Below are 14570 nucleotides of genomic sequence, written 5' to 3'. Positions count from 1 at the left end.
AAAAAAGCAGAGACCTATGCTCTGCTTCTTATGCCATTTGATCTAAATTACTTAGATTTTACCGTGACATTGCTTATATTTAAGACCAGACCCACAAGGACATGGCGCATTACGGCTTTCTGGTACAGGGAATGCTTGGTTCAAATCACCTTCAGTTTCCTCTGAAACCGTCAATTCACCAGTTAGACCATCAACCTCATCATGCTCAAATGAAAGACGCATAGATTCAGCTTGACGTTGCTGTTGAGCCTCTAACTCAGCCAACTCCTCAGCTGTCGGTACATGTACACGAGAAAGATCAGTCACCACATCTGACTTAATAATACCGAGCATATTCACAAATAAGTTAAATGCCTCTTTTTTGTATTCTTGCTCAGGATTTTTCTGTGCATAGCCACGTAAGTGAATCCCTTGGCGTAGGTAATCCATCGCCGCTAAATGATCTTTCCAGTGACGATCTAACGAGTTCAACATAAAGTGGCGCTCAAGCATTGACGCTGATTCAGCACCCATCTGTTCACGACGTTGACGATAACGTGCTACAACCTCATCAGAGATACGTGCAACCAGACCTTCTTCATCTAAGCGGCGATCTTGTTCTAACCATTGTTGAATAGGAAGATCAACCCCTAAATCCGCGCGTAATGCATTTTCTAAACCTTCAATATCCCACTGATCGTGGATTGACTCAGGTGGAATAAAGTTCGCAATAACACCCTTCATCACCTCATGGTGCATTTCTTCGATGTAATCTTGCAACGTACTTTCAGCGAGGATTTCATCACGTTGAGAGTAAATAATCTTACGCTGTTCGTTATTCACGTCATCGTACTTCAATAAGTTCTTACGAATATCAAAGTTACGCGCTTCTACTTTACGTTGTGCATTTTCAATTGAACGGCTCACCATTTTGTGTTCAATGGCTTCGTTCTCTTGTAAACCCATCGCACGCATCATCGCAACAACACGATCACCCGCGAAGATACGCATCAAATCATCTTCAAGAGATAGATAGAAACGTGACACACCTGGATCACCTTGACGGCCCGCACGACCACGCAGCTGGTTATCGATACGACGTGATTCGTGACGTTCAGAACCGATAATATGTAAACCACCTGAACTTAAAACATCTTCGTGATCTTTTTCCCACTGTGCTTGTAAACGAGCTTCATCTTCAGCAGTATGATTCTCAATTTTTGCAAGTTTGGCTTTCCAGTTACCACCAAGCAAGATATCCGTACCACGACCAGCCATGTTAGTAGCAATCGTTACTGCATTTGGGCTACCCGCTTGCGCAATAATATCTGCTTCACGCTCATGCTGTTTCGCGTTCAAAACTTCGTGATGAATACCAGCTTGCAGTAGTTTTGCAGATAAAATCTCACTCGCCTCAATCGTTGCTGTACCAATCAAAATTGGTGCAACACCTTGAGTACGGATATTGGTAATTTCTTCGATGATAGCGTTGTATTTACCATTACGATTTAGATAGATTAAGTCGTTGTGATCTTGACGAACCATTGGACGGTGCGTTGGGATAATCACAACATCTAAGCCATAAATTTCTTTCATTTCCGCTGCTTCAGTATCAGCAGTACCTGTCATACCTGAAAGCTTTTTATAAAGACGGAAATAATTTTGGAAAGTCGTGGTTGCCAACGTTTGGTTTTCTGGTTGAATTTCCATGTTCTCTTTGGCTTCAACTGCTTGGTGCAAACCCTCAGACCAACGACGACCAGGCATCGTACGACCAGTACTTTCATCCACAATAATCACTTCTTCTTTCTGTGTTTGTGGATTAATACCAATGATGTAATGCACGTTCTTTTGATATAAATAATGTGCACGAATCGCTGCAGTTACATGATGAACCAAGTTTAAGTTTGTTGCTGAATAGAGGCTTTCACCTTCAGCTAACAAGCCCATACGAATCAATTCTTGTTCAACAGTTTCATAACCCACTTCAGTCATTTCAACCGAACGTTGTTTCTCGTCCACCCAGAAATGACCGCCATCAGCCACTTTCTCTTCTTTTTGTGGATGTAGTTTTGGTGGAATACTGTTGATTAGCTGATAGAGCTGAGATGAATCTTCGCTTTGACCAGAAATGATTAATGGTGTACGCGCTTCATCAATTAAGATCGAATCGACCTCATCAATAATCGCATAGCTTAAACCACGTTGTTTTTTCTCTTGTAGAGAAAACACCATGTTGTCTCGAAGATAATCGAAACCAAACTCGTTGTTCGTACCGTAAGTAATATCAGAAAGATAAGCTTGAGCTTTCTCATCAGGCATTTGCATCGAATAAATCACACCGATGCTCAAACCTAAAAATTCGAATAATGGACGGTTCAACTCAGCATCACGCTGTGCTAAGTAATCATTCACGGTAATCACGTGAACACCTTGACCACTTAATGCATTGAGATAACATGCCAATGTACCCATGAGAGTTTTACCCTCACCAGTACGCATCTCGGCAATTTTACCTTCATGAAGTGTAATACCACCGATTAGCTGAACGTCATAATGACGCATACCCATCACACGTTTTGCAGCTTCACGACAAACAGCAAACGCTTCTGGCAATAATTTATCTAAGCTTTCACCGTTGTTAAATCGTTGTTTGAATTCTGGAGTTTTTGCAGAAAGGTCTGCATCGTTTAGTGCAGATATCGTCGGTTCAAGCGCATTGATTTGCTCAACAATTTTACGCATGCGTTTGAGTTCACGCTCATTTTTAGTACCGAAGATACCTCCGATCAGACTTGCCAACATGAATAAACTCTCTAATCCTGTTTGTTTAAATAGGTAATTTTTTCTTAGCTTTCGAGCTTAAAGCTTTCATCAAAGAAAGCTGAATAAGCCTTATTATGGTGTCAGAAATAAGAACTACAAGGGCTTTGCATCCAAACAGGTAAAAAAATCTGCTAGGCGATTCTGACATCAATCAACTAAAGACGGTTAATGTAGCAAATTTGCATTTAAGTTACATCGACTTGAATGTGAAATTCTGATCAATATTTTAACACCGCTTTTTTGCTTATATCTTAAAAATGGATAACAACATCAAAAAACAATAATTTTCTTTATAAATTGAATGCTGCATATTGAGTTCATACAAGACCATTACACAATATTTTTAGGATTTATTATGACATTACGATTAGGCGATATCGCTCCAAATTTCCAACAAGAATCAAGTGTAGGTCACATTGATTTTTATTCATTCTTGGATGGTCATTGGGGTGTCTTATTTTCACATCCAGCCGACTTTACCCCTGTTTGTACAACTGAATTAGGCTTTACGGCAAAGCTCTCAGAGGAGTTTAACAAACGTGGTGTTAAAGCGATTGCTCTTTCAGTTGATGATGTTGAGTCTCATAAAAATTGGATTCAAGACATTAACGAAACTCAAAATACGACCGTTAATTTTCCGATTATTGCGGATAAAGACCGTAAAGTGTCTGAGCTGTACGGATTTATTCATCCAAACGCCAGTGAAACACTAACTGTTCGCTCACTCATTATTATTGATCCAAATAAAAAAGTTCGTCTGATTATTACCTACCCTGCGTCCACAGGTCGTAATTTTAATGAAATACTTCGTGTGATCGATTCATTGCAATTAACGGATCATCATAAAGTTGCAACGCCTGCGAATTGGCAACAAGGTGAGGACGTTGTGATTGTTCCATCATTAAAAGATGAAGATGAAATCAAACAACGTTTTCCAAAGGGTTATAAGGCTATCAAACCTTACTTAAGATTGACACCACAGCCTGAGTAAGGATCAAACGAGCAACGCTCGTTCCTGAGAATCAACAAAGCTCTGCAAGAAAGATAAATAGCTATGCTGGTAATTAACTTTTAAAGGCTTCAATTAAAGCGAAAAATACACAAAATTTTGCAATATAAAAAATTAAAACTCCATCGCCTATCTACTCGATAGGCATTTTTTTGAAATAAATATTTGGGTATGCACGCATCAATAGGCTATAAGAATAAGTCAGCTCATTACACAATAAAAACGCTCATGATCTATAACATCCATCATTTACATTGTGGAAGCTTTTGCCCTGTATGCGCGCCATTATTTGGACAGAAAGGTTGGAAAGCACATCTGGTCTGCCATTGCCTCTTAATTGAAACTGATCGAGGCTTAGTGCTGATTGATACGGGATTGGGCTTACAAGATTATTTAAATATGGAAAAGCGCCTAGGTACTTTGGTTAAAAAAGTTGGGCATATCGAATCAAATTTAAAATTAAGTGCCATTCAACAAATTCAACAACTCGGTTTTAGTCCAAATGATGTGAAACATATCTTTGTCACTCATCTCGATTTTGATCATGCAGGCGGTATTACTGATTTTCCAAATGCAACCGTTCATGTGCTTGCGGCGGAGTTCAATGCAACACAATCCTTATCTGTCAAAAATAAACTTCGTTATAAAACAGACCAATTTAAACAACATCGCTATTGGAGCTTTGCTGAACATAATGATGGCGAAGAATGGTTTAATCTTCAAAAAGTCAGAGGATTACCTTTATTTCAAGATGAAATCTTGATGATTCCCCTGCTAGGACATACAGCTGGTCACTGTGGGATTGCAATTAAAAAATCGGATGGTTGGTTACTTTTCTGTGGTGATGCTTATTATTCACATTTAGAGTTAGATCCGAACAATAAACTTCGTGCACTCGGTATCACTGAACGGTTATTTGCAGAAAATAACCAGCAACGAATACATAATCTCAAGCAGTTACAATATCTCGCTCAACACGAATCAAGTATTGAGTTAATTTGTGCCCACGATCCAGTTGAATTTAACCGTTATCAGTAATATGAAAAGAACTCTTATTGCCACGATTTTAGTTACGACACTGAGTGTCAGTGGATGCATGAAGCACCCGAGCTTAGATGACGAGCAACGCCCCCAAAACTGGGGAACACTCATCTCAAATTCGCACAATTTCTATCAAGTGAGTCAGGATGTATTTCGAAGCGAGCAGCCAAATGCTGAGTTAGCCCAAACATTAAAATCTGAAAAAATTGATACCATCATCAATTTGCGAGCTCGCAATGAAGATGCCATTGTTTTAAAAGATCAGAATTTTAATTTGGTTCATATTCCAATTTATACGTGGGCAATTAATCGTTCAGATTTGTTGAAAGCAATGAAAGCGATTCAAATAGCAAAGCAGAATAATCATAAAATTTTAGTACATTGTTATCACGGTTCTGACCGTACTGGTGCAACGATTGCCATGTATCGAATTATTTTTGAAAATTGGTCAATTGATGATGCCGTAAAAGAAATGAAAGAAGGCGGCTATGGTTATCATGTGATTTGGAAAAACATTGATCATTTATTTACACCTCAAAATGTAAAATGGATTCAACAGCAACTGTCGAATCCATCTTAAATCAAAGTTTAGACAAGGGTTTCATTTAACGTTGATCAAGTGGAACCCAATCAATCACCCATGCTGACTTCATATTTAAACTATCATCGCTGGTAATCTTCTTACGCGTCGCATCTGCAACATCACGGTCTTTGGCAGGACCGACCATAATACGGATACCTTTAGACGTTGGGCTTGTTGTCACTTTATAGCCTTTAGCACGTAGCTTTGATACAACAGCATCCGCATTAGCTTGATTCGCAGCCAAAGCAACCTGAACCATCCAGTTCTTATCGCCACTTTCCATGATCTCACGCGCTTTATCCGCTTCAGCTTTCTTCTTAGCTTCCTCAGCCTTACGCTTTTTCTCATCAGCAGCTTTTTTATCTGCTTCTGCTTTACGTTTTTCTTCGGCAGCCTTCTTCTCAGCATCAGCTTTACGCTTATCTTCAGCAGCCTTTTTCTCAGCATCGGCTTTACGCTTATCTTCAGTAGCCTTCTTCTCAGCTTCTGCTTTACGCTTATCTTCAGCAGCCTTTTTCTCAGCTTCTGCTTTACGTTTCTCTTCCGTCGCTTTCTTGTCCGCATCAGCTTTTTGCTGATCTACTTTTTGTTGTTCAGCCTTTTTCTTTTCGTCTTGCTTTCGTTTCTCTTCTGCCAGACGTTGTGCTTTAGCCTTATCATCTTCAGCAACTTCTGGTGGAATATTGTCTGAACTTTCTTGCTCAGCTGCTCGGCGTGCATTTAACGCTGCATATTCTTCAGCTGCTTTACGTGCTGCTGCCGCTTCTGCCTCTTGTTGCATCTTCAAAAACTCAGCAGCTCTTGCTTCTTGTTCAGCCACTGCTTTTTCACGAGATCTACGCTGTTCTTCTAGTAAACGTTTTTCTGTTTCAACATCAACCGCTAAAGGTTGTAATGAAACCATGTCACTATCTTGTGCAGGTTGTGCTGTTTTTGGAGTTGAGTCTGTTTTGGGAATAGGATGAGTAATCTCAGCTTGCGCTTTATCTTGCTCTATTTCTTCATTACCTTTCAGAAGTAATGCTGCCAATAAAACACCACCACCTAGTAAAACAACGCCACCCATCCAACGTTGTTTGTTATTCATTGACATTCTTCTAAATACTCCCAGACCGCTTCCAAGGTATGAAACGAACCACAGACTAAAATCAATTGATTGTTATTGCTTTGCTTCAGTGCAGTTTCAAACGCTTGCTGAATGCTGCCAAACTCATCGACCTGTTCACCACGAAGCGCATCTGTTAACTGCGGCATAGGCGCGGCTCTAGGCACATCTAAAGTAGCAATAAACCAATTTTTTACTGTTGTTTTTAGTAAATCGGTGACAGAAGCAATATCTTTATCTGCCAACATGGAAAATACAGCCACAACTTCTGTGTACTGTTTATTGTATTTTAAGAATTTTCGCAACTGATTCAATAAAAATTCGACGCCATGTGGGTTATGGCCCGCATCAAAGATCACCGTTTTATCTTTAATTTGACGAATTTCAAAACGACCTTGCAATTGAGCATTTAAAATTCCGCTTGCGATTGCAGCTTGTGTCACTTCAACGCCGCTCACCAATATCGCTGCGACTGCTGTAGAAATATTATCTAACGCTAATTGACCAACAGGTAATTTTAGGGTTGTACCAGAAGAAGCAAAAGACCATGTCTCGCCATCTTCATTTAATTGATAAAAATAATCTCGATTCAGCGCATACAACTGTGCTTGAGTGTCAGTGACTTTATCTTGAATCGCTTGAGGGAGCTGTTGTTGACCAGCGAAAATAACAGGAATGTTGGGACGAATAATGCCTGCTTTTTCAAAAGCAATCTTTTCAATGCTATCGCCTAACCAATCAGTATGATCCAATCCAATATTGGTAATAACCGCAATATCAGAATCGATCACATTAACAACATCTAAACGACCACCTAAGCCAACTTCAAGTACCCACACATCACATTGCTGTTGCTTAAAAATAACAAAAGCAGCCAATGTGGTTGCTTCAAAGAAAGATAAGCTTAGATCACATTCACGGCGCGCTTGATCAACTAAAACAAAAGCATCAATCAAATGCTGATCATCAACTTCGATTCCAGCAAGTTTAACTCGCTCATTAAAACGATAAATGTGCGGGGATTGATACAGCCCAACTTTATAACCTTGCGCATTTAAAATAGCAGCTAAAGTTGTTGTGGTTGAACCTTTGCCATTGGTTCCAGCAACCGTAAAAACTTTTGCTTTAGGTCGCATTACCCCTAGCTTTTCAGCGACAGGAATAACACGTTCTAAACCTAAATCAATCCCTGTAACATGAACATGGCTCCAATAATCGAGCCATGTTGTTAATGTATCTGTAGAATGTGGTGCGTGCTGTCTCAAGGTAAGTTCATCAGTTTAGCTACAAGTCTGTATACAGTATCACGTAATGCATGACGATGAACAATTTGATCGACCACACCATGATCAAGCAAATATTCTGCACGTTGGAATGGTTCTTCCAATTTTTCACGTACCGTTTGTTCAATCACTCGCTTACCAGCAAAGCCAATCATAGCCTTCGGTTCAGCAATATGTACATCGCCTAACATGGCTAATGACGCAGTTACACCACCATAAACTGGGTGAGTGAGTACCACTAAATAAGGTACACGTGCTTCTTTCATTTTTTGGATTGCAGCTGCAGTACGCGCCATTTGCATCAAAGACAACATGCCTTCTTGCATACGTGCACCACCAGAAGCTGCGAAACAGATTAATGGTTGATGTAATGCAATCGCACGCTCTGCCGCTTGTACAAAACGATCACCAACTACTGTGCCCATCGACCCAGCCATAAATTCAAAGTCAAACGCACAAGCGATCAAATTTAAACCTTTGAGTGAACCATGCATGACAACCAGACCCTCGGTCTCACCCGTTTTATCTTGTGCCTCACGTATACGATCTGGGTAAGGGCGGCTATCCACAAACTGTAATGGATCTTTTGCACTAAACTCTTGTCCAAGCTCACCATTGACTTGATCAAAGAACCAGTTCAAACGATCACGGGCGCGCATACGTAAATGCTCATCGCACTGAGGGCAAACGTATGCGTTAAATGACATTGCGGTACGTGTCACAAGTGCATGACATTCAGGGCATTCAATCGTAGGTTCTGTAAACGTCGCTTTGAATGTCTGTTGTTCATCAGCAACTTGAATGCCTGGAACTTGACGATCAGTCCAAGGTGTTGAAGGGCTAAGAACCTTCCCTGCTGTTAATTCTTGACTCATACTAACTCATCGAGCGCAGCTCGAAGCTCCTTCACTTTATTCACCGTCTGTTGCACAGCTTCATCTGCTGGCAATGCTGCAAAAGATTTAACGAAAGCACTTCCTACAATCACCGCGTCAGCAACTTGACCCATTGCTTTAGCAGACGCTGCATCACTAATCCCAAAACCAACACCTACAGGAACATTGGTTTTCGATTTAATTTTTGCAATACGCGCCGCAGCTTCTGAGGTATCTAATGTTGCTGCACCTGTCACACCTTTTAGTGACACGTAGTAAACAAAACCGCTGGCTTGATCAACCACGTGTTGAATACGATTGTCGGTTGATGTCGGTGCAAGCAAGAAGATTTGATCCATCTCATTTTGTTTCAAGACTTCACCAAACTGCTTCGACTCTTCAGGTGGTAAATCCACCAAAAGAACACCATCAACACCACAGTCTTTCGCATAAGCGACAAACTTTTCATAACCGATCACTTCAACAGGATTTAAATATCCCATCAAAACAACGGGTGTCGTTTGATCTTTTTCACGAAAGGCTTTAACCATATCCAAAGCATCTAAAGTATTGGTTCCGCCTGCCAAAGCACGTTCAGCAGCTAAAGCAATCACAGGACCATCAGCCATTGGATCTGAAAATGGTAGACCAAGCTCAATCACATCAACACCTGCTTCAACCATTTGATGAAGCAAAGGAACTGTTACTTGTGGATGCGGGTCACCTGCCATTACATAAGAAACAAGCGCTTTACGTTGCTGAGATTTAAGCTGTTCAAAACGAGTGGCAAGACGTGACATAGGATTATGCTTTCCTTGATTTATATAAATTGAGGAGTTGTTTGTAGTCATACAAAAACACTGCATTGTAACGCTATTTTTTGTTCATTGAACAGAGTTTGACGTGATTGCAACAGTGAATATGACGACTTCCAATCCCACTTGCACATTTATCTATATTTTCAATTTTTTCTCAATGATCAAAGCTTCCTAATTTTGAGCGAATATCTCGGCATTTTAGAAATTAGCAAAGCTCCTTTATACTACGCGCAATTTCTAAGTTTTCTTTTTATTTTTATGTCTGCCCACTCTCAGGAAAAAGTGCAAAGCAATGCGCTTGCTTTGTTGCCACTATTGGTATTTTTGATCATCTTTCTCGGGAGTGGTCTATATCATTCAATGATAGGGACTGAATTTGCGTTTTATCAAGTCAAAGCACCTGTAGCAGCGATACCAGCTGTCATTTTGGCATTACTGCTTTATAAACAAAAGTTAAATGCGGCAATTGAAGAGTTTCTACAAGGTGCGAGTCACCCTAATCTCATATTGATGTTTATGGTGTTTATGCTAGCAGGTGCATTTGCAAGCGTATCAGGCGCGATTGGTAGTGTAGATGCCACAGTTCAACTTGGGCTGTCTTTGATTTCAGCCGAATATGTCTTACCGATGCTATTTATCATTGCCGCTTTCATTGCAACCGCAATGGGAACATCAATGGGAACAATTGCAGCCTGTGCGCCCATCGCCTTTGGTTTCTCACAAGCAACAGATATTACCCCACTCTATGCAATCGGTGCTGTGGTTGGTGGTGCAATGTTTGGTGATAACTTGTCGATGATTTCAGACACGACTATTGCAGCAACACGCAGTCAAAATGTTGAATTAAGAGATAAATTTAAAGTCAATGTTTGGATCGCATTGCCAGCGGCGATTATCACACTCGGGGTTTATATTGCACTGAGTCATCAAGCCAATGCGATTGAATCTAAACCTTTTGATATTTGGTTGATTTTGCCTTATCTCGCTGTATTTTTTCTGGCATTTACTCGTCTGCATGTCTTAGCCGTTTTAATGGTTGGTGTCGTCTTGTCTGGTGCGATTGGTTTAGTAACTCTACCTGAATTTAATCTTGCAAAACTCAACAGCAGTATCTATGACGGTTTTGTTGGCATGTTCGAAGTTGCATTACTTTCGATGCTACTTGGCGGGCTTTCGGCATTGATGCAAAAAGAAGGCGGATTAGAGTGGCTAATTCAACGTATTTATGCGATTACACGGTTATTTAAATTTGGCAAACAACGTGCTGGCGAGTTTGGAATCAGCTTCCTCGTGGTCTTCTCTAACCTATTTGTTGCCAATAATACCGTTGCGATCATTCTTTCAGGTGACATGGCACGAGAAGTTGCTAAAGAATATGGCGTTGATCCTAAACGTAGTGCAGCGTTGCTTGATATTTTCTCGTGTGTGGTGCAAGGAATGATCCCTTACGGCGCTCAACTTCTACTTGCATGTTCAATTGCTAAACTCTCACCAGTTGAGCTCATTGGACATATTTACTATTGTTGGATTTTGGCTATCTTTGCTATTTTCGCAATCGCATTTAATTATCCACGTTTAAAAAACCAATAGAAAGTTTGAATTACTGATCAAGTTCTACTCTTAATAACGCTTTAATTTAGACAACAATTTACTATCGTGACAGGCGACATGGATGTCGCCCGTTGGACTTATCTTGCAGTGCATTTCAAAGCAGTGCTTTAAAATTTGCTCAGGACGAACCATCAGTCCAACAGAGGATTTTTTTACTTTCATCCTTGAAAAGTAAGGAAAATATCAAACCCATCTGATTATTCATAAACTGAACGACCTTAGTTAAACTCACTGATGAATTAAAAGTTTGACTAGCAGTCTGATTTAAAATCTAAAGAGATTTTAAAAACTGTTTCGGCGTATGCCCTGTCCAACGCTTAAATGCACGCCCAAACGCACTTTGATCCGCATAATTCAAAAGTTCCGCAATTTCAGAAAGTGATTTTCCTTGTTGTAAATACAGCTTACTTTGCTCCAAACGATATTGATCTAGAATATCCTGAAAATTAAGCTGATACACCTTGAGTTGTCGTTGTAAAGTTCTTTCAGAACAATGCAATCGCTTAGCCACATAACTCTGCAACACTTCTTCTTGTTGTACAAAACCTTGCTCAATATAAGTCAAAATCTTTTGTCTGAATTGTTGTTGCTGAATCTCGATTGAACTAATCCGACTCAACGACTGTTGCGCTTGCGTCGACAACACCTGATTCAACTGCTGATCCGCCGCAATACTTTTGGCCTTTAAAATCTGGTTGGAAAATCGTATCGCATATTGTCCAGCTTGAACTTGAATAGAACAGCCATAAAAACGCTCGAAATGATATAGCGATGTATGCGGTGCATATCCAAACTGAATCATTTGCGGTGGTGCTAAATGATCTAAGACAATCGACTGAGCAATTTTAAAAATCAACGCTAAATTAAGCTCATACATTTCTCGGTAGTCAGGATAAGATGCGCTCCAAACGATTTGAATATATTCAGGTAATTGCTGAACATTGAGTTGTTCTAAATTGGTTTGTTTGAAAACCAGAGAATAGTAACGTTGTAGCAATTGCAAAGCTTGCTGCAAATCAAAACTAGTCGATGCCAAATAGCCCATCAATCCTAAATCTTGCAAATTGGCATGTTCAGCTAAAACCAGCGTAATCGGCCGTGTGAAATGTGGTTGAGCGGCTTGTAACAATAAAGCATAACGCTCAACGTCAAAGTCTTGTTCATCCGGGTTTTCTAGACAGTTTTGGAAAGCGTGCCAAAGCTCAGGCGAAACAACTTTTGACAAATCAATTTGTTCTTGTTGTAAAACGCGATTAAATAGCCGCAAATATCCAATTATAATTTTAACTGACATACGCCAATCTCATCCCTGATATGTCGTTATTTGTATAAAACTTGGCTGTAACTGTCAAAACATTTTGTTGGACTTTTTCCATACTGAGTTCATGAAGAAAAGACAAGGAATAGCAAAAAATGAATGCACATGTTTCCTATCAAGTTGAGCCAGTTGTTAGAACAAAACTAGATTTCCACTTAGATCAAGCACCTCGCTTTTGGTTTGGCGGTGATCCTTTCCGCACACGTATGTTTGATGCATTAAGTCTCACCTTTCCTGATGGTGAACGCTATTTTATTGAGTGCGTGCGTTTATTCCGCGACAAAATTAATGATCCTGAATTACAGGAACGTGTCGCTGACTTCATTCGTCAGGAAGCGCAGCATGGTATTGCACATGACAAAATGAATCAGATCATGAAAGAACAAGGCATGCCTGTTGATCAGTTCACCACGCGTTTGAAAAAGATTTTTAGATTTGAATTAAAAAATCGTTCGGCTCAATACAACATTGCCATGACCGCAGCAGCCGAGCATTTAACTGCACTGATGGCAGATACTTTTTATAGTAAAAAAGAAACTTTGGCTGAGGCAGATCCATTTGTTAGAGCACTGTTTGCTTGGCACGCGATTGAAGAAATGGAACATCGTGATGTTGCTTTTGATGTGATGCGCGAAGTCGGTGAAGTCCCAGAAGCGACCCGTCGCTTTGCTTTGGTTTTCACGACAGTGATGATGTTTGGTTTTACTCTATATCGTACTGATGTGATGCTCAAAACCGATGGTTTTAGCTTGAGACAACGTTTTGATATGGCTCGTAAAGGCTTGCCGTGGTTCTTTGGTCGTAACGGTATTTTGACTGCGAAAAGAGCGCAATACAGTGACTGGTTTAAAAAAGATTTTCACCCAAATCAACACCCAGTGATTCGCCAATACGATGTCTGGATCGATACTTTAGCCAAGACCAATGATCCAATTGCTGCGGGTGAAGCTTTTTGGCAAGCGGGGCTTTAACTTACCTAAAATAAAATTCCCTCTATATCAGTAATACCACTCGGTTAAGCAGTTTAATTCCTCTAGCCCCTCTTTTTTAAAGAGGGGCTAGAGGAAATTTTTATTTGTTTACTCACCACTTCGCATAATGCTGTTCTAATAAGCCATATTCATTATCTAAGGTCACTAACTCCACCTGTTCATGCGCAATCGTACCGCTGACTTTGGCTTGCCATTGATTAAACTGGCTGCCGATGAGACGTAAGTTAATATTCTCAAAACGACACCAACCTGTTTCCACCATTAAATTCAAACATCCACCCAAAGAACGAATCGACCATGTCATTTCACCTTGTTGTTCAAATAGAACATCCGTCAGTGGATACAAACGTCCATTGACCCACAGCGCATTTTCATTACCAAAACTTTCATTCACGCCAGATGCAAGGTTTAAACCAATACGGCGATCATTTTTATCTATAAATTGGCATGACAACCAAAACCAAGCTGTTTCAGGACGAAGAAAACCACAAGTATCATCCAGTGCTGCAAGGCTATGAGCATTAAATTCAATCTGTTGTCGATCTGGGCTAATAAAGAACCCTTCAACCGCCAATGTGGTTTGCTTTTGAGTATAAGTCCAACCATTAATACCTGTCGGGCTACATAAACTTAAGGCATCCGTACCCGCACAAAAAATCCGTGCTTTTAACTGAATTTCACCATGCTTAGTTACTTGAATATAACGCACGCCATTGGCATGTTGCATATCGAATTGATAAGCTGACTTTTTGAAATAACTTTGACTAAATAATGGTTGTTCATCCAGTTGCGTTTTCATAGCAAGCGGTTGAATTGCATTCCATTCAATTACTTTTTTAGCGAGATGGTCATAGACATAGAAAAAACCATGCCCTGCCCATGATAGATCGACAATCGCGATGCCAATACTGAAATGCTCATGCTGTAAGCCACAAAATTTAAATTTTTTATATTTAAGTTGTTTGCGCCAGCCTTTAAGTATCTGACCATACGGTGTTTTATAAATATAGTCATCTAGATTTATTCGTGATGGTACGTGGTCAAAACGCCCATAACGAGGCTGACCATTGGCTTGTATCAAATCCATTTCAAAACATTCCATGACTGATTGTTTAAATCTTTGCCAATAA

12 protein-coding genes are annotated in these 14570 nt (G+C 40.1%); 5 read left to right on the top strand and 7 right to left on the bottom strand.

The annotated features are described in order from the left end of the window. Positions 1-51 precede the first annotated feature (51 nt). Positions 52-2784 carry a preprotein translocase subunit SecA gene (secA, locus tag IO68_RS31030; protein WP_023014100.1) on the bottom strand — a complete coding sequence of 911 codons (2733 nt, stop codon included), beginning with the start codon at positions 2782-2784 and terminating at the stop codon, positions 52-54. A 376-nt stretch (positions 2785-3160) separates the two neighbouring features. Between secA and IO68_RS31025 the strand changes: the two genes are divergently transcribed. The 3 genes from IO68_RS31025 to IO68_RS31015 all read left to right on the top strand — a co-directional run bounded on the left by IO68_RS31025 (position 3161) and on the right by IO68_RS31015 (position 5435). Next, positions 3161-3796 carry a peroxiredoxin gene (locus tag IO68_RS31025; protein WP_004877243.1) on the top strand — a complete coding sequence of 212 codons (636 nt, stop codon included), beginning with the start codon at positions 3161-3163 and terminating at the stop codon, positions 3794-3796. Between the two features lie 246 nt (positions 3797-4042). Continuing rightward, positions 4043-4852 carry an MBL fold metallo-hydrolase gene (locus IO68_RS31020; RefSeq protein ID WP_023014099.1) on the top strand — a complete coding sequence of 270 codons (810 nt, stop codon included), beginning with the start codon at positions 4043-4045 and terminating at the stop codon, positions 4850-4852. A 1-nt stretch (position 4853) separates the two neighbouring features. Further along, positions 4854-5435, top strand: a complete 582-nt coding sequence (locus IO68_RS31015) for a dual specificity protein phosphatase family protein (RefSeq protein ID WP_031234923.1) — start codon at positions 4854-4856, stop codon at positions 5433-5435. A 25-nt stretch (positions 5436-5460) separates the two neighbouring features. On the opposite strand, the gene IO68_RS31010 is transcribed toward IO68_RS31015, so the two are convergent. Genes IO68_RS31010 through trpA form a run of 4 tightly spaced genes read right to left on the bottom strand, consistent with a single transcriptional unit; the run spans position 5461 to position 9501 of the window. Beyond that, positions 5461-6531 carry an SPOR domain-containing protein gene (locus tag IO68_RS31010; RefSeq protein WP_004877249.1) on the bottom strand — a complete coding sequence of 357 codons (1071 nt, stop codon included), beginning with the start codon at positions 6529-6531 and terminating at the stop codon, positions 5461-5463. Next, complete coding sequence (gene folC, locus IO68_RS31005; RefSeq protein WP_023014097.1) at positions 6522-7808, bottom strand: bifunctional tetrahydrofolate synthase/dihydrofolate synthase; 1287 nt, start codon at positions 7806-7808, stop codon at positions 6522-6524. The genes IO68_RS31010 and folC overlap by 10 nt, the downstream gene beginning before the upstream one ends. Beyond that, positions 7805-8701 carry an acetyl-CoA carboxylase, carboxyltransferase subunit beta gene (accD, locus tag IO68_RS31000; RefSeq protein ID WP_007482532.1) on the bottom strand — a complete coding sequence of 299 codons (897 nt, stop codon included), beginning with the start codon at positions 8699-8701 and terminating at the stop codon, positions 7805-7807. The genes folC and accD overlap by 4 nt, the downstream gene beginning before the upstream one ends. Beyond that, a complete protein-coding gene (trpA, locus tag IO68_RS30995; protein ID WP_004877253.1) occupies positions 8698-9501 on the bottom strand; it encodes a tryptophan synthase subunit alpha in 804 nt (267 codons plus the stop codon). The genes accD and trpA overlap by 4 nt, the downstream gene beginning before the upstream one ends. Positions 9502-9777: 276 nt before the next feature. Between trpA and IO68_RS30990 the strand changes: the two genes are divergently transcribed. Further along, a complete protein-coding gene (locus IO68_RS30990) occupies positions 9778-11109 on the top strand; it encodes a Na+/H+ antiporter NhaC family protein (RefSeq protein ID WP_031234922.1) in 1332 nt (443 codons plus the stop codon). A gap of 292 nt (positions 11110-11401) precedes the next feature. Here the strand turns inward: IO68_RS30990 and IO68_RS30985 are convergent, their stop codons facing one another. Then, a complete protein-coding gene (locus IO68_RS30985) occupies positions 11402-12424 on the bottom strand; it encodes an AraC family transcriptional regulator (protein ID WP_023014095.1) in 1023 nt (340 codons plus the stop codon). 119 nt (positions 12425-12543) lie between these two features. Between IO68_RS30985 and IO68_RS30980 the strand changes: the two genes are divergently transcribed. Next, positions 12544-13419: a metal-dependent hydrolase gene (locus tag IO68_RS30980; protein ID WP_023014094.1), complete on the top strand. Its 876-nt coding sequence runs from the start codon at positions 12544-12546 to the stop codon at positions 13417-13419. A gap of 112 nt (positions 13420-13531) precedes the next feature. Here IO68_RS30980 and IO68_RS30975 read toward each other — a convergent pair whose 3' ends face one another. Further along, on the bottom strand, positions 13532-14527 hold the full coding sequence (locus IO68_RS30975) for a DUF2804 domain-containing protein (RefSeq protein WP_023014093.1): 996 nt from the start codon (positions 14525-14527) through the stop codon (positions 13532-13534). Positions 14528-14570: the final 43 nt, after the last annotated feature.

The sequence above is a fragment of the Acinetobacter sp. COS3 genome, from assembly GCF_000475335.1.
In the GTDB taxonomy this organism is placed as follows: Bacteria; Pseudomonadota; Gammaproteobacteria; order Pseudomonadales; family Moraxellaceae; genus Acinetobacter; species Acinetobacter venetianus.
The sequence above is the reverse complement of the archived record's forward strand: the minus strand, read 5'-3'. Positions and strand labels throughout refer to the sequence as shown.

Coding starts and splice junctions, on each gene's coding strand:
- accD (WP_007482532.1), bottom strand. CDS start 8,701: ATGAGTCAAGAATTAACAGCAGGGAAGGTTCTTAGCCCTTCAACACCT.
- IO68_RS30980 (WP_023014094.1), top strand. CDS start 12,544: ATGAATGCACATGTTTCCTATCAAGTTGAGCCAGTTGTTAGAACAAAA.
- IO68_RS30985 (WP_023014095.1), bottom strand. CDS start 12,424: ATGTCAGTTAAAATTATAATTGGATATTTGCGGCTATTTAATCGCGTT.
- IO68_RS31015 (WP_031234923.1), top strand. CDS start 4,854: ATGAAAAGAACTCTTATTGCCACGATTTTAGTTACGACACTGAGTGTC.
- secA (WP_023014100.1), bottom strand. CDS start 2,784: ATGTTGGCAAGTCTGATCGGAGGTATCTTCGGTACTAAAAATGAGCGT.
- IO68_RS30975 (WP_023014093.1), bottom strand. CDS start 14,527: ATGGATTTGATACAAGCCAATGGTCAGCCTCGTTATGGGCGTTTTGAC.
- IO68_RS31020 (WP_023014099.1), top strand. CDS start 4,043: ATGATCTATAACATCCATCATTTACATTGTGGAAGCTTTTGCCCTGTA.
- trpA (WP_004877253.1), bottom strand. CDS start 9,501: ATGTCACGTCTTGCCACTCGTTTTGAACAGCTTAAATCTCAGCAACGT.
- IO68_RS31010 (WP_004877249.1), bottom strand. CDS start 6,531: ATGTCAATGAATAACAAACAACGTTGGATGGGTGGCGTTGTTTTACTA.
- IO68_RS30990 (WP_031234922.1), top strand. CDS start 9,778: ATGTCTGCCCACTCTCAGGAAAAAGTGCAAAGCAATGCGCTTGCTTTG.
- IO68_RS31025 (WP_004877243.1), top strand. CDS start 3,161: ATGACATTACGATTAGGCGATATCGCTCCAAATTTCCAACAAGAATCA.